This is a genomic window from Ruegeria sp. AM4 (assembly GCF_056540665.1).
In genome coordinates, this window is record NZ_JBQFXD010000002.1 from 1 (window position 1) to 17,044 (window position 17,044).

At 49.8% G+C, this 17,044-nt stretch carries 10 protein-coding genes; all 10 read right to left on the reverse strand.

Translation table 11 applies throughout. The annotated features are described in order from the left end of the window. Window positions 1-501: 501 nt before the first annotated feature. Window positions 502-1,155 (reverse strand): hypothetical protein, encoded by a 654-nt coding sequence (locus tag ACR0JA_RS05530; protein ID WP_480571172.1) that lies wholly within the window; start codon window positions 1,153-1,155, stop codon window positions 502-504. 203 nt (window positions 1,156-1,358) lie between these two features. After that, window positions 1,359-3,224, reverse strand: coding sequence for an ATP-binding protein (locus ACR0JA_RS05535; protein WP_480571175.1), 1,866 nt, complete (start codon window positions 3,222-3,224; stop codon window positions 1,359-1,361). A gap of 1,074 nt (window positions 3,225-4,298) precedes the next feature. Beyond that, window positions 4,299-5,396, reverse strand: coding sequence for a hypothetical protein (locus ACR0JA_RS05540; RefSeq protein WP_480571178.1), 1,098 nt, complete (start codon window positions 5,394-5,396; stop codon window positions 4,299-4,301). A 361-nt stretch (window positions 5,397-5,757) separates the two neighbouring features. After that, complete coding sequence (locus ACR0JA_RS05545; RefSeq protein WP_480571181.1) at window positions 5,758-6,222, reverse strand: GNAT family N-acetyltransferase; 465 nt, start codon at window positions 6,220-6,222, stop codon at window positions 5,758-5,760. A gap of 12 nt (window positions 6,223-6,234) precedes the next feature. After that, the gene (locus ACR0JA_RS05550) at window positions 6,235-6,492 is read right to left on the reverse strand and encodes a YjhX family toxin (protein ID WP_170643474.1); all 258 of its coding nucleotides are present in this window, start codon (window positions 6,490-6,492) and stop codon (window positions 6,235-6,237) included. An 807-nt stretch (window positions 6,493-7,299) separates the two neighbouring features. After that, window positions 7,300-9,114, reverse strand: a complete 1,815-nt coding sequence (locus ACR0JA_RS05555; protein WP_170462939.1) for an AIPR family protein — start codon at window positions 9,112-9,114, stop codon at window positions 7,300-7,302. Continuing rightward, complete coding sequence (locus ACR0JA_RS05560) at window positions 9,111-10,127, reverse strand: PD-(D/E)XK motif protein (protein WP_480571185.1); 1,017 nt, start codon at window positions 10,125-10,127, stop codon at window positions 9,111-9,113. The genes ACR0JA_RS05555 and ACR0JA_RS05560 overlap by 4 nt, the downstream gene beginning before the upstream one ends. Beyond that, on the reverse strand, window positions 10,111-12,975 hold the full coding sequence (locus ACR0JA_RS05565) for a Z1 domain-containing protein (protein WP_480571189.1): 2,865 nt from the start codon (window positions 12,973-12,975) through the stop codon (window positions 10,111-10,113). Before ACR0JA_RS05565 ends, ACR0JA_RS05560 begins: the two co-directional genes overlap by 17 nt. After that, entirely contained in the window at window positions 12,972-14,438 is a 1,467-nt protein-coding gene (locus tag ACR0JA_RS05570; protein WP_480571191.1) for an ATP-binding protein, read from the reverse strand. The genes ACR0JA_RS05565 and ACR0JA_RS05570 overlap by 4 nt, the downstream gene beginning before the upstream one ends. A gap of 44 nt (window positions 14,439-14,482) precedes the next feature. Then, window positions 14,483-16,738 (reverse strand): sigma-70 family RNA polymerase sigma factor, encoded by a 2,256-nt coding sequence (locus tag ACR0JA_RS05575; protein ID WP_480571194.1) that lies wholly within the window; start codon window positions 16,736-16,738, stop codon window positions 14,483-14,485. Between the last annotated feature and the right edge of the window lie 306 nt (window positions 16,739-17,044).

Consider the following 17,044-nt stretch of genomic DNA (forward strand, 5'->3'; position numbering starts at 1 on the left):
CTCGGTCCCATCATCGCCAATCCTCCAGCCCATTGGAAGAATTGAATCAGCAGTTCATGCGGCGATCAAGGATGAGTTTTTCAACAAAATACGCCTGGAGCGGCGAACGCTGCGCTCATCATCTTTTTCGTCTTTTGAGCTCAATGCTGACGCTCAGTGACTTCCGATCAAAGTCTGCTCTGCGGGCGAAGCCGGCATTTGCCATGAATGCAATCTGCTGGGCAAAACAAGGCATAGTCAGCCACACAGCTGCCGTTCACCGCGTTTGCGACACGGTGCACCACGAACGGCAGCGTTGCGCAGGAAGCGGTCGCTCTAGAAAGCCAGCTAAGCGCCGGAAGCAGTATCACGGATAAGATAGGTCTCACCTTACAAAACCGAGCCACCCGGCCATGATCCATCCATCATTATGATGTGGTCAAATGCCCAGTTTTAGAAACGTCAAAGTTGCCGACGTAGCTATTTCAGCTGTCTTTGACTTGACACACGTTCTTGCCCAGCTCACCCCTCGCGGACTGATAGTGAAAGAATAGCTGGTCCGCCGCCTTCCGCTATATCCTTACCCCTAGCTGCCATGATGGTTTTAACTAGATCAGCGTTTACGTCCCGATCACCTGTCGTGCAGCGGAAGAAGTCAAAGAAAAACCTGAAAGCCGTTAATTCGCAGTTCCCATATAGGTCGCGAGCGTTCGTCCTGCTAATCTTATTTGCCGAACTAGCGCGCACCCCAGAGACAGAATAGTCGAATACGTATGACGCTGGAGAATGAGAAAGCATATCCTCGCATTGGCTTTGCAGGCTCGTCAATTCATCCTTGGAAAGCAAGCCGCCAGGCCCAATCTTCTTAGATTGAATGAGAACTCCTTTCTCGTAGTCTCGGCCAATCCCTTTCGTGGCTATATGCAGTAAGATGTCGGCTCCTATAGCCTTCTCTTCTGCCGCTATCCCTTTTCGATGGCGTAGGATTTTCGCATTCCAGTTGAACCCACCAATTTGGCCGCGAAGCGCTGCATTCAACTCACCAATCAGCACTCCTGTAACATCATCCTCATCGGTTACATTTCCTTTCGACATCTCCCGCATGGCCGCTTTCGTTGCGTCGGCAGCAATATGCGCAGCCTTCCGCATTGCATCGTCAAAACTCTTTGGGTCCATTGTCTCACAAGCTCATGGTGATGGTTAAGTGTACAGTTGGAATAGCTGGTCATAACCTTCTTAAATCTAAAAAGTATTTGCAGTGCGCCCTGTACGGCGGCATCACTTCGCAAAAAAATGACTTCCGAATACTCAAAAAATCTCAGCGGAGAATACTGACGATTTTTGAGTCTTCCACCTTCTGAAGATCGTACAGGATTCCGTCAACTTTTCATCTGGGCGTACTTTTTCATTCCAGATCTAAGTATCTCAAGGAATGTATGATTTCTTGCGGCAGCATCATCAACGATTGCATCATAGGAAACAACGAAAGTTGGTGTCGGAACATCGTGTCCGTCAGGGTGGGGTGTCAGGAATTCTTGGTAGAAGACCTGCCCCTTGGAAAAGAACGGCGTCCACTTCATTTGTCGAAGTCTGAATGCTATCTTCTCATCAACATCCATGATTGCGTAGTACCATACCCTTTGAATATTCTGACAGTGTGCTACGAGTTTTCCAGCCCTGTCCAAAAGTTGATTTACAGCGTAGAAGTTGTCCTTCTCGTCATCCTGCTTCTTTTTGATCTCAACAACAACAACGTCCACAGGCTCCTCGTCTTGCGGGTCGGCGGAGAAAATCATCGTTATATCTGGGCGACCGGCGTCGCCAATCTTTTCATCATCAAGTCGAATTGCCTGAATGGCCGCATCCATCGTCTTTTCGCTAAGTATTGTGCGGAATACCATGAACTTGTCATCCAAGAGCCATGCATTGTTTTGGTAGAACCCCGTATGGAGCGACGATTGAGAGAGCTCGCTAAATCTCGGAGCGATGAGGTTATGTATTTCAATCTCAGCATTGGCAGGCTTCATTGCCTTCATGCGGGCAATTATTTTCTCTCGATATAGCACATATTCAGTGAGCGTGCGGGATGACATTTCGAGAGATTTTTCGTATGCATCATCACTAAGTGACTCAGATTGAAGTATTTCCTTCTGAACTCGAAAAAATTTTTGCTGCGCTGAGGAGAGCGCATCGTCGCGATTGATCAGTCCCACCGTATTCCTTTCAAAATATCCCAGAAGATGAGGGAACTGATCCTCGAAGTCCTTCTCGACTCTTTCATTGCTCTCCTTCACCTCAGGCACGCTGTCTGAAAGGACGCGCCCCATTTCACGACGAAGGACGTCATAGAGGCGACTCTCTTTGATCCCATCTGGTAAAATTAGTTTCTGTCGAGAACTGTCAGCTTTTGAATGGAAGAGTTCGGACTCAAACAAGAACACGCAGAGATACCCAAGCGGGAATGATGAGTGAGATATTGGGGTTGTTGGTATCGTCCTGCCATCAATACTAAATGCAACCAAAGACCTGCCGCGACCCGATGCCGGAGCAATGTGATAGCTCATTTGTATGCTTGATATTGCGTCAATCGTGCTATCTTTTATTTCGACCCTCGTCATTTCCGGCAAGTCTCTTGGCCCGATCAGAACCTCGTCCGAAAAGAATTCCTTTTGGGCGTTGTTCTCAGCGGTCTTGAGCGTCAGTTTGATCTTGAAGTCTTTTCCGTCTCGCTTTCGCGCGTCGAGGGTTGGGAGGAAATGCTCTATCAGAAGATGCTTCAACGCGTCAGGTTTTAAGTCATCGTAGGACTTAATACGTTGACCGGAGAACCCGTTAAACACGAGTGTTGTACTGCAGGTGCTCCTTGGTGCCATTTTCTCTATGGGAGCGCACCCATCGAAGCCATCTGTAAATGTGAATCTCCTGCGCCAATCCTTTCCGAAGCTATCAACCTCTACGCGTTTAAAGTAATTCAGGAAGACAAGGCGGCCAATGCCTTTGTGGAAGCGGTCTCTCGGTCGAAGGAGTTTTCGAAAACGATCAAAGTTTTCATCCGTGAAGCCGTCGCCATTATCTGAGACTGTGATCGTCAATGATGAGGGGTCATCAAAAGATTGAATGTCTATGGATACATCTATCTCTGTTGCACCGGCGTCCAATGCATTTGCGACTGCCTCGAAATACACTAGGGATAGCGACGGATTGGGAAAGAATAGTTTTATCGCTCCTGCCGTTTCGATGTCCACCTACTAGCTCCTCAAGTCCTCTGAACTAGCGTTGGTGTATCAACTCTTCGACGAAAATGGCAAGCGGCCGGACCCTTTAGATTGCCTCTTCTTCGAAGCTTTCAACCGGCATAGATAATGCGGCTGTCTAGCTTTCGTCTATTTCGATTGCGCCTCTTCTGATGCCTCGTCGTTCACGACCGGAAACTTTGGGCTGAAACCCGCCGGATGTATTGCGGTATCTTGGCAACCCGGCAAGGGCAACTCAGGGTACTAACCGCGCAGTCAACAGCCTGCAAGCTAGTTCCTGTGTCCCCCATCTAAATGAGAAAGTCTCAGAGACCTCAAACCAACTTGAGTCACTCCCCGTACCATGGTTTGCACCCATACAAGAACACTGGCATTCATGACCCACTGCATTCTGGCAAGCCGGGGCACATTTCTCTTGCTCTCTGTAAGGCTGAAAAATGTAGACGCTTCCATAGCGTTCAAGAGCCCGCTCGACAAAGTCATTGAACCAAGTTTTGGGTAGTTCCCAATAGCGACCTTTAGCTACCCAAACGGGATTATTTCGGCGGCCATTCTGTAGCCACGCGCGGTTACAAGTTGCAAACGGGAGGCGAGCACGAAGTTTTTGCCCCTTGCCCGCACGCCTAAGAATCACGGGAACATTTTCCTGATTCCAAATGATCTTTTGTTGCAGTGCTTCATTCATGCGTGCAACTTAAGGTCGTTGCGAATTCAACTCAATGAGCCAGTGTTCGAGTGACTGCGGTGCTTGACCGCAGTACTACTGCACTCTGGGATGGCAAAGTCAGCAATGGGGCTAGCTTACCGACTGAACCTGCAGCACTTAGTCTGCATCAGAACGGCGGCTCAGGACCAAACCACTTGTTTGAATCCACTGTAGAGGTTGACTGCTCCGAGCCAACATTGACCGTTTGTATACCGCGCCCCACGGGCAGCTGTGCGCAGTTACCGTTGAAAAACGGTTTAGGAATTGTGCAATTGACGACGCTAGGAGCAGATTGGATTGTCGCCGTAAGGAAAAATGCTGACAATCATGCTTGCATGACAGGCATTAAACTTTTTCGTTCACACCCCTAGTTCATTTTTCCTATCGTCCCTGTAAGCCTCAACGGCGTCCCAATCTTTTGCCGATAATCGGATCATGTCGTGGATGGGGATAGCATTGTATGATATCAGCCGACGAAACACCTTTGTCCGCTCCTCTGGTCCGACAAGTTCTTCAATGCTTTTACCCAAATGAATGATGTTGTGTCTTAGGCCATTGTTCGGACCTCGTGCCTTGCCAGGCTCAGCCGAAAGGAATTTGAAGTCCTCGAGGATAGTATTGTATTCGCTGATGTCTCGGGCAACATGTCGGGCGATCTGCTTCTTCACATTTCCCATTTTCATATACACGAATGGAGACGCAATGTACTCAATCAAATTCATTAACTGAATGAACTTTAGTGTTTCGGAAGAGGCTGTCAGAGCATTCGAGTAGAGGCGGAGTGCATGTCTTGCGATCATGCCAACTTGGCCGTCATGCACTGGTTCTAGGCAGGCAAAGTGATCAAGTTCAAGACCCAGTCCACGGACAAGAACACTAGGCACGACCTCCCCAGAAATCAGATACGTTTCATTGTCGCTCAATGTATAGAATAACCCTGCTGTGAAGCCACTCTTGCCATGAAAGCCGGCAGTATTCGGAAACGTCTGCACGACCATGGGATTGCAGTAGTTTAATCTTAACAAGTCCATCGCCTGTTCGGCTTTGGCAGACGCTCTTTGAATGCACTCCAAGTGAAACTCATAGGAGGGTGGCAACAGAAAGGTTGCCCATTCGATTTCTACCAAAAATGCGATCAAAACCCCGGAAAACAACTCATCGCGGTCGATTCCCGTGGCCGCCGATTTGATCCAGTGTAAGTCATCGCCTGAAACCGATACGAGGCCCTCGGACACAGTATTTCTGCCGCAGATTTCGTAGTATCCAAAGCGGGGCCACCAGACCAAATTCAAATCATCTGCGGACAGCGAATCCGCAGGGTAGACCACAAAATCGTCACTTAACTCTATGATTTGTTCACAGTGGAGTTTATCGACAGGCAAGAGGCATAGAATGGAACCCGTTCGCAGGCCATCAAAGAAGTATTTGATTGGATGGCATTGACTGTCGCTGCTCAAAGTTCTGCTCCTACTCTTTTTACTTCAGTGTGGACCTGTCACCTTTCGTGCCGCCCCAAGTGTTCGTTTAGGCAACTTTCCGTTCGAATGCGACGGGACATTGCACTTACAGCGAATTACCGGAAAGCCGGCTCAACTGCCATCTACTACCTGGTTCTGAACGTCCGGAATGTGCGGTTCACGACATGCTGCGCTATCAAAAGCAGTTGTGCTGGCGGAGGTCCGGGCATAGCTCAAGCCACCTAATTGGACCCGGTGTAGAGAATGGCCGCATCGAGCCCGACCTACCAAGTTGTTGCATCGTAGCGAACGTCGGCTACGAAGTGCCGCCCGCCACAACGATGGCGGAGGGCTGTGCTTTTTAGAGGGCTTTGCGGAAGATGACCTTGTCGTCGCCATCGGCCCAAAAGTCTCGGATACGTGCTTCTTCTTCATAGCCATTCTGAGCGTAGAACTTGCGCGTCAATGCGAAGTCGTCAGTGCCAGACGTGTCTACGATCAAGATGCGTTGCCCCTTGTCCTTTAGGTGCTGCTCGGCTGCATGTACCAATGCCGCCCCAAGCTGTTTGCCTTGCAAATCTGGGCGCACCGCGAGGGCGAGCATGTTCCACGTCCCATTGGCGAGTTCCTCGGGAACCGTGTAGCACAGGCCCACGGCTTCTCCGTCGCTATGGCAGGTCAGCCAAAAGGCTTCTGTCTCGCCCGCCAATGACGGGGCCAGCATGTCTGGGAGCATCTCGCTCGGAAAAAGCTCTGTCCCATCCAGTACGGCCTGGAGCCCCGCAATGTCATCGGCTGAAGTGGCGTTGATGATTGGATTTGTCACTTTTTGTAGTCCTTATCGGTTGTCATACTGAGGGTTCACGGAACGAATGCCGAGCCTTGTGGCGCGATAGGGTTGTCCGTTTTCAGATTTGATGAACCGCCGTTTCTTAAGGCGGTCGAATAGCTTCAAGGAACATTCAGCCAGAACATGGCTGTCGCGAGTGAAGCAGGAAACTTCGCGCACTTTGCCGTTCGCCATGCGCTCAAAATGGATCGCTCCACCTTGCGCCAGAACGTGCAAAACACGCTGTTCGTGTTTTGAGATATTCAATGGATTGTCTCTTGGTCTTATATCAGCCGAAAAGGCATCCGGCATCTCGCGCGGAAGTCTTTTGGTTCAAATTGGTCCAATCAGGTGGACCTTAGCGGCGGGCCGCAATCGTAGACATAAAATCTCCATCGCCCTGCATCCGCGCAGCGCGTAGCCGGGACTTAGAGCGATAAGTACCAGTTGGCAAGCGGACATTTGGAAAATCAATGGCAAAGGCAGGAAAGTCCGCTTAACTTCCAATTGCTACTGGGTTCCAAATGTCCGGAATGCGCGGTTCGCAACGTGCCGCGTTTGCAAAAGACCGAATTGTGATCGACGGCAGCTCTGGGCTCTTTGCGTCGGTTAGTACCCAACTCGACGTGGGCGGGTAGCATTTTCCGAACGAGGCAAATGTGGTTTACAGACGCCGACCTAAGCCAACCAACAAAGCGTTCCAAGATTCAAAATAACTCAGGGCTGGTTTTGAGGGTATCGCTTAGCAGCAGGAACACTGTTCTGCAGCCCGGTGCTGCAAATCATATGAGCGCGAGTTTGTCTAGGCTCCAAGATCCTGATCTTCTCATGGTTTCACACTATGGCGCTGCCGTTACAGGTAAGATTCAGCCTCCAAGAGCAAAAGCGATTGAGCTGTCGTGTCCGAGGGATTGGGCAACGTATGTCGGCATCCTTTTTCCAGCACTCTTAAGGATCAAAAAAGCAGCTGAATGGTCGTTGGAAATGACCTATCGGTCGAAACAGAAGCTCCGCGGGGACCGCAATCTTAGGTGAGCAAAAAGAACCACTACTATCAGCCTTCAGAAACATCCATCAAGATTTGTCAAAGCTCTTTATCTCTGGAATTCTTGCAGACGGAACGTCAATCTTCACTTGCCTAACTCGGGCCCAAGTCTCAGCCCTTTTAGCCACTTCCGAAAACTGACGACCTGCACCAATCTCATTGAAGGCTTCGTTGACGCTTACTGAGCAATTCCAAAGCATCGCCTCCAGTTCGCGAGAGATCCCCTGCCGATGCCAAACCTGGTCGAGGTCGATAAGCTCGCCAAGTTGTTCAGCGATCAAGGCAACTGTGTAACTTGCAATATTAACATAGCCTTGCCGAAATATCGCTTTCGCCTCCTTCTTCTTTATCAAGCTCTCAATCGATTTGAACAGAATAACTTTGGCTATCAATCTTTTGTACCAAGTTGCATCAAGAGGTTCCGGTACGATAGTGGGGTCCTCATCAAGAGCTGCCATAAAAGCGGCAAAGTTCTTTTCTCCACCTAATGCTACTTGGGAAGGTAGACCACGCCAGCTCTCATGATACTTTGCCACATCGTTTTTTGTTAGTTTTCTGCGTGTTGGTATCATGGCGGTAACTTTACGCCGTTGCGCTGGGGTCCGCCCTTCGCGCAGCATCAGCACCTGATATGAACCCGCGGCGCGCTCATAAAACCACCGCCCCATTCCATCCGGACACCATGTGTCATTCGAAAGTTTTTCGAGCTGTATATGAAATGGTCGGTTGGCGGAAAGATCCGATGTTTTTACAGAATTCTGACTATTGGCAAACTTGGAGATATTGGAGATCAGATGTTCTCGTCCCTGTTCGTTCTCTCCTTTCAGAATAATGATCTTTGCCGGAACCATTACACGCGAAACATCAATTTCCCGATTGTCCCGTTTTGCAAAATAAATTGATGAAGTGGTTTGGCCTCCGTTGACGATCTGAAGCCCGCGGATCAATGAAATTCCAGTTGTGCCGTCTTCTCTTTTTGTAAGGAGCGCTTCATCACACACGACGACGAGACCGTTATTGAATGCCATAAAATGCCCAGGCTCTTTTGCCAGCGTTTCGGCTATGCCCTTATTCACTTTTCCTCTGGTTCCAAGGAAAGAACGCACGTTAGCTTCAAGGAGCATTGTGTTGTATCTTTCGTAAAGGCTTCTCACAATTTCACCGGGAATCGCGGCCAATGCATACTCGTAGTCCAATTCAGGATCCGGAACGTGAACACATGGAAGAGGTTTGCCCAAAGTTTGTTCGAAGCTGATAACGATTTCATCCCTGGGTTTTCCAGAGGTGTGCCGAAAGATACGTTCTATATCCATGGCCTCAACCTGGACCAACCGTCCGTCTACCTCCTGCGGCTTTAGGCGCTTAGACTTGGTTTGTGCGTCTGTGATTACAAAAATTCTTAGTTGATCCAGTTCCGCCCAATGGTTTTGCAACAACTCAACCAAAGGGATAATCTCACTTACTGGATCAAGACGAGGCAGCAACTTCCCGCGTGCACTTTGAACTGCAAAATTGACCGCTTGCTTGGCTGTGTTTTTGACTTCGCTATCCGCCAGTTTCTCCAATGAGTTTGAACCGAAATAGTGCGTAACGAAAAGATCAATCCTCGACTGATCGTCGGATACGCTATACCCCGAAATCCGAAGCTTTGAGTTTCCGACCGTACCTGTCCAGTGACAAAGTTCCGGGACTTCGCTAATGCCCGCTTCAGCAATGTCATCCATTACTAACTCGGCAAAAACCAACTCTTCCGACGGGTATTCTATGTCAGGGTTTTTAGCCCGCTCCTCAACAACACTGAGAACATGTTTTCGAAAGTCCTCGTGAAACTCGCTTAAGTTCATTGATCGATTGCGCCTAGTTGAGCCATCATTTTGTTCAAAGACAAACCGGCGGTTTCTATTGAATCAACATCCAGATCATAAACGACCTTTGTGATTTGGTTCGGAAGCTTTGCGCGCGCGAGCCTCGGGAAGCCTGGCTCCTCAACGTCGAAACAACGAACCTCTTCGACCGCAAGACAGCGTTGATACAAGGCCTCATGTTCTTCAAAATAACGGGACGCAAAGAGGCAAGCCTCAAATGATCGTACAGCGCCAACTGCCCTTGCCCTCTCCTTCAGTCTCGACACCAAACTGGGTAATGCCTCCCCGCTATCCTTGTCTGAAAACCGGATTGTGGCCAAAAACAACGGTGACCTGTCACAATCCAACTGCTCAATGCTATTAATCTTCGCCTTGAACCCAGCGGCAGCAGCAGTGCTTTTCACCTCGACAGCGCCCAACCCGATTTGAAAGTCCTGCGCTGCTCGAAAAGGGCCTTCCCACATGCCAATGGCGCGAGCCAGACCACCCACCGCATGCGACAATGACTCGAGAAAAACAAGCTCACCCATCAGTCCTGCTTGCTTCTCAAGTGAGAGGGGTTTTCGCCGGTCCGCCGCCATAAATTTCTGCCAGTCGCCGACGCGCTTGATAAAAGCGGGCAGCGCTGAGGCGGAAGAATTTTGGGCCGCATTCTCCACGCGGCGGAGAACGTCCACCGCCATCATCGCAAAAATATCGAGAGAGCCTTCAGCTGACTTCGCAAGTGTGATCAGACTATTGTCGTACCGCCCGCTTTCATCTTTGACGCGTTGAACTTCAAATCCTTGCCCGGTGGGAAGCTGAAGATTTCGAACCATGTTGTCAGCAGGAAATTGAATACCTACTGCTTCACGATTTCCGGGTGACACCCTACCCGCAACAAATTGAATTGCCCCTAAATCATGCAGGGCATGCATACGCGAGCCCTCTTCTCTATTCTCTGCAAGTGCTCTCCAAATTCTGTCCAAGCCCACCTCAGTCCACGAAATCATTCAAGCCCCCCCAAAACACAGAATTCGCCATGTAGCCGGCATTGCTCACTGTCCGACTGGAGCTGCTCCCGGGAAGACTTATCGCCCAAGCGAGAATCGGTTCCGCACCATTCAATCGCGCCTCACCGCTCTTTGCCGGATCCGGGTTAACCAGATAGAGAAGCAACAACCCGCGTTCGGTCGCAGGTGACAAGCCATAGTCTGTAGCGTGAGGGCCAAGGATGTGTCTGATTGCCGGTCCTTTTGGCTCCTCGGGCTCCTTGGCCCCTTCATTTCTGTCGCGATCATTTCTCCACGTTTTATGGCTGTGTTGTAACGCGGCGCGCCACTGAGCCTCAGATAAATCAATTGATTGATCCCAGGAAGAAATCAGTGTCTTTATCGAGAACCTGTCTTCATGTTTTGCAGAAGACTTCCTTTGGAGCATATTTACTTCAAGGCCGGCAAGAGTTCGTATTGCATCCTTTCCTCCTGTGCCAACCAGTGCAACCGTCCAATTAGTTAACTCACCATCTTTGTTCATTTCCTCTATAAATTCGGCGATCAACGGCGAAACCACTCGGAATGACGAAGGGTGAGTGCGATAGTTTCGCAAGAACTCGATAACTTTTGACGATTGAATACTGCGCCAAAGATGGCCGTTCCAGCGATGCAAGCCAGGATCATAGGCTTGATTGGTCAGCGGAATAGGATCCCCTAAGCTTTCAACAAATACGTCACCCGCTTGCAGGTTCGCTAGCAATTCATCTTTATCGAGAGGAAATGTAATTGTCTGAAGAAGGTCGCCAGAGAACGTAAGTCGGATTGGTTTGGCGCTTTTCATTTTGGCGCGCGAGGTAACAGTCAGAATGGAGTGAGACTTAACACGAAGGCCAAAATCCTTTGGCGTCATACCAGCGGCAACCATATTGTCGAATTCCTGGCGCAGCTCTTCGGCGGCATCAGCAATGTGCCCGAACCATTGAATCATTTCATGCGTTGTATAGAGACGACACACGTCGAGGTACCTGTCACGATATCCGAACCAACGTCCCATCTGCATCAGTGTGTCATACATCTTTGCGGTTCGAAGAAAGTAACTCGTACACAGGCCTTCTAAAGTCAAACCGCGAGCAAGCTTATCGCCGCCAATCGCAATGACTTTCAAACCCGTGGCATCATTATCTGCGTAGTCCAAGGCCTCTTTGGCCGACCCATTGATCTCCTTGACATCAATATCTTCGAGCACTTCAGGCAGCACATTCTGAATATCTGCCCAGCTTTGAATATCGCATTCCTCGTCTTCCGAAAACGCTTCACGAATGCGTTGCATTGAAGGCATATATTCATTCTCAAACTCGTAGCGCATCAAGCTTTCGGTTTCGGCTAGGTCAATCCTTCTCACGAACCGTCGTCTCAAGCTGTTAACGTACTGAGAAACCTGCGCAACAATTTCGGATTGAACTGAAGTGAAGCGAGATACGTGAATTAGCATAGAAGAGTGTTTTCTACCCTGGCCACGTATCTTTCTGACAGCGCAAGCGTAGATGAAGCTTCTGATCGCTTCTTGTAAACTATCAGGCAACCGCGCTTCACCTGAGATTCTTGGTAGATGACCGTTTTTGTGGCGTTGTGGCATCCATTCCAGGTAGTCGTCTTCCAACGGACGGATAAGGGGTAGCTCTTCTGCGGCACTCGATGATGAACCAAACACACGACCAGGCCCCACATAGTTCGTCGGTGCAGCAAGGTTTGTTATGAAAGCGGAAGGAAAAAGATCGGGGCCGTGCTCGTCAGTTGCACCTCGATCATGAATGAAAATATTTGCAAACGGAGTAGCGGTGTAGCCGACATATGCTTTCTTTGTAAACGAATGCAGCAACTGCCTGATCAGGCGATTGATGGTCGTCGGCTCATGTTCGAGGTCAGGTTGCCCGAATTCATCGACGGGTTTCTCACCTGTATCTACAGAACCATGATCAGATTCATCATCAATAATCAAAAGCGGCAACTTTGAAACCAACCGCCTCCCGGTTTCCGGATCTTTCATGTCATAGGCATGATTCTGGACCCAGTAGAGCAGCCTCTCAAGAACCGTTTTGTTCTTCTTTACCACAAACAGCCATGGTCGCTCTTCCGGCTTGATGGCTAGTTTTCTGGCCGTCGCCTTGTCAAAGTCGCCTCTGTCGGATCGATTTGTTGCACAGTTCGGTCGGATATGCGGGTCATTGTCCAGCTCTCCAACTCCGGTCAATGGTAATTCATCGACATTCGCCAGGGTCGCATAGCCGAGGAAGCCCTCATCTAGCCGAATTTGTGTTTGCGATCGCAGATTGTTGTGAAGACCCGCGAGCACGATTATGATTTTGTACCCGGCGTCCGCGGCTTTGCAGATTAACCCAGTGTAATTACCAGTCTTCCCAGATTGAACATGCCCAACTACCAGCCCCCGTCTGTCCCATGCTCCCTCACGGTTAGGGTCTTCCAGGTTGCCCAAGACTTCATCAGTCGCGCGGTCCAATTCCTCAACAGCCAACAAGGGAAGTTGCGTTTCGAGATGCTCTGAATAGCGCCGCCAATACCGCCAGTCGCTCTTTCGCTCAGCGACGAGCCAGGGAACATGATCTTCGCCACTGGAAAGAGTAGCGCTCTTACCAATGCCGTGGCTGGAACGCCTGATCAACTCGTCGATAAGCTCTTCCCGATTGACTATACCGAACTCCTCGAACATGAGAATTTCCAGCTTCTGCAGTTCCTGATCAATAAGATCGGGTGTCAAAACTTCACCTGATTTCTCGATTCTTCTTCGCAGCAACGTTTGCGCCATCTTTAAGATGTCGTTGAATGCCTTTTGCTCGATAAGGCTCATGTTGTTTTCTCCTGAGTCCCCAGTTGCGCCACCAGTTCCGGGTAGCGATCGAACGGGTTAGTACGGCCTATTCTCATTCTTGCTTGTTCTTTCGTTAGCCCGCTTGAATGAACCAAAGCATCAAACAGGGCATTCATGGTCTCGAGCACAGTCTCGTCGGGCGCATCATCAAAGGAGCTCTGAGGCGGATCGTTATCTTCAGCTGTGTCCAACCAAATTCGTTGAACTGGCACTGTGCCTTCAATTAAGCGAATAAGCGCCTCCAAGTCTTTCTTCAGCGGACCGGAGCGCTCAAGGATAGATCTCACCAGGTCATGTTCCCTCGAAATTCGGTATGTCGTGCCGTCAGACCTTTTGTAGGCAGACCAGACGTCTCTCACCGCTCCCGAATTTTCGGAAGCGTCTGCAATCAACCTGCCTCGATGGGCAAATACTTTCCGCGCACGCTCTCTCGTTTCAGCAGCCAGTCGTTGGAGATCCGCTCTGAGATGCACCGGGGGCGTCGCAGTGGATTTTATAATATTGATATTCCACTCTGCATCCGCCGAGTTTGGAATATCCAACCGCAGGCGGGCAAGTTTGTGCGGTTCGTCTCGTGTGAATATCCGGCCCCGCGCATCTCTCAGACGGAGCCATCCACCCAATGCCAACAGGCGACGATTACGGTAGATGTAAAAGCCTTGTTGCGATGTCCACCCGTTTGGACCGGCAGCGGCTGAGAATTCTTTCTCGGACAGCCGGTCTTTGTGAGGAAGAACATGGCATTGTACGACCACGTCTCGCTTTGGTCCAAGGAGATAGTCGGTTGTCTCGTAGGACTTGCTGGGGTGCCCCTTCATAAAGGGATCCCAAGGCTGAACGGGCCTGCCGTTAAGATGAATGCTCACTGATTTATCTTCGATCAATCGGTGAAATGTCATCCCAAGATGCTGATCAACACCATCTGCCAACTCAAGCATATCGTCAGGGCCAAAGCCTCTGGTAACGACACGATCCAATGACTGCCAAACGACAACCGTTCCGCTCGCCATTTGATCCAATGGGCTGAGCAAATAGTCTGAGTCAGTTGCTGGGCCTTCAAACAAAGGCCAGTCACCATATTTAGCGTCATTGAAACTATCCAGATCCCATCTGAGACAGGAAACCTCCGACGAGATTGTCTTACTGGCGACAGTTAAGCTGCGCGCCTGGGAAAAACTTGCTGTCTTCAATCCCATGCCGAAGCGACCAAGATCGTTGCTCGCACGAGCATCTCGAGGATCCTTGGCGCCCAATTGCATGGCTTCTTCAAGCTCAGAATCCGGCATTCCCCGACCGTCATCGACTATCCTGATCCAGCTGTTTTCACTGGCCCATTCAATCGAGATTTCGATAGTCTTGGCTCCAGCCGAAATGGAGTTGTCCACAATATCGGCAATCGCAGTGGGAGTGGAGTAACCCAGCCCCCGCAGAGACTCGACCATGGCCGACGCTTTCGGCGGTCTATTCCTCGCCATTCCCACCATTTTCAAAGACGTTCTCTAAGCTGTTTAAGCCGGGCGGGATGTCTGGCCCAGTCCAACGCTTTGGCCTCGATCTGCCTGATACGTTCACGCGTAACACCATAAATCTGACCAACTTCTTCGAGTGTCATTTCGTCTCCGGAGAAACCGAAGCGCTTGATCAAAATATCACGGCGTCGTTCGGGCAGCTCTGCGAGAAGATCCGATACAACTGCAGTCCTCTCGACGAAGTTAAAGAACACTTCTTCACCGTCTGGCGCTGTGTCGAAGGCATCCACCTGCGATGCATGAAAAGTTGAAGCAAAGCGCGGTACGTCAAGCAATTCTTTTATCTTGGCGATCGGCTCACCCATATCCTTTGCAACTTCGTCAAGCGTTGGCTTACCTGAATTACGCTTCTCAAATGCGGCAACAGCTTCGTCAAGCCGGCGAAGGTCTTCATGCCGGTGGACGGGAATTCTGATCGTTTGACTGCCATCCAGTTTGGCACGGCTTACAGCCTGCCTGACTGAATACTGCGCGTAGGTCATGAAGCGATTTCCGGAACGAAAATCGAATTTTTCAACTGCGCGTTTGAGCCCAAAGAACCCTTCTTGAAAAGCGTCGTCAGACTCAAGTTTAGAGTCGGAGAGCCGCGTAGATATTCTCCTCATTTCACTGAGGTAGATTTCCACCGAACTGTGCACCGCGCGTTCAAACTCCTCCAGTGCAGCAAGTACTGCCTCTACGCCGTCTATCTGATCCGCGTTTTTAGAACTCGTGTCGCACAGGGAACGTAAGAATTTAGGTGTTACGGCCATCGCTTTCAGCGACCGTACACACGAGGACGTCTGTTGGCCCAGCGAACTTTCCTCAGCCAATATTGCACTGGAGAACTTCTCAAGACCGGCTGCAAACCTGTTTCTCACATCGCAATGCCTTTGGGCGTCGAAACTAAGACTTGTCAGCACTGACGGATTAGCCCGACCGTCAACAACGTCTTGACCAACCGAAATAACTTCTCTGGACAAGTACTTGCTTGAAACCAATGCCCGGTACATGGCTTCAATAGAAGCTTCAATTTTTAAGAAAGTCTGCTTCTCTTCACGTCTGGAAACGAAGCTGCGCCTTACGCCCGGGCTCAAATTGCTTCCGCAACAAATTGACTGGAGCAGTTCAACCAACTCATCTTCATCATACGAACCCAACTCGAATGTAAGCTGTACATCGCTATGTTCGTTTGGATCTCTAAAAAGATCCAATGTCTCCAGTTCTCGACGGATATTGTCGGTCAGAGCATCGAATTCAAAGCTTCCACGGCAGAAGCTCACCAATTCCTCGATTTGCTCAACATAAGCGCCACCATTTGCTACAGTTTCCGAGACCCAGTCCCTGACAAGCGCCTCGTCGATCGCATAGTGCTCCGACCACGGAGCCTCCGCGAAATGATGAGATTTACGACCATGATGAACTTCAAGAAAACTTCGAAACCTAGTCTTCTCCGGGTCCTTAGCAACAACAAGATTGCCCGGTGCATGCAGGTCGTCGGCCTCAATCTTCTTGGCAAAATTCCCCGTCGCCCAGTCGCTCGAACTATCATCGTCGTCATCGTTCAGAGCAGTAATAGTTTCGTCGACGCTCTCAAAGTCAGCAGACCACTCGGCCAGATCGAGATCGGAATGAAATTCATCAGCATCTTGAACCGTGTCAAAATCAAGCTCAGCGTAGTCTTCGTCACCTATCAGGCTATCCGTTGCGAAATGTAGGGAATCTGACACGTCTGCAGCGGACTTCTGGGCGGCCAATGGTTCTTTGGCATCCTTTCTGCGCAGCTGCAAATCTGGTCCAGTGTCTTGCCACGAGTTTAAAGAACCCTTGTTGAAGTCGTTTGCTGGATTCTGTTCAGCGGCTGTACCCCTGAAGTTTACCTCTGCAGCGTCAGTCTTTGTTCCAACCCACCCGAATTCGGGTTCCACAATACGGGCGCTGTCCAGAGAAGAACTATAACTATTGCTCTGCATTTGGCTGTCTTTAGCTGAGGTGCCCTTAACCCCAATACCACTGAGCTCAGTGTTTGCGCTCAGCTCACTAAGCTCAGGATCCCTGTGCCTCTCGCTTTTGAGGAAATTGCTGTCGGAGTTTGCCACCATAGCAGGCATTGTTTCCGAAGGAGCATGTTCTAATTGCGACGACTTGTGAGTTTTTGTTTGGCCAGTGCTATTTTGATCTGAAAATAATTGACCAAAGATTTTTCTACCAAAATCTCTGAGCAAACTGCCCATTCTTCTCGCACCTTCAACCATTCGTTTTATATCAAAATGAGAATATGATCACAAATTTGTGAGTTCAACACAAGGACCGTCACCCACTAAAACTTACGTCGCGTCACCACTGCCAAAAATACCTCTAATCGGCAAGCGTTTCGAATGCTTCGACCGGAATCTTCTACCGCTCTAGTTGCATATTCTCCCACCAATGCTTTTCATGACGGTCACCATGAATTTTGATGCTCTGCAGATTTTTTGCGGGCGCTCAGGGTGACGAAACTGGAACTGCTCTGCCAGCTTCCGAGGCTTTTCCACCAGAGA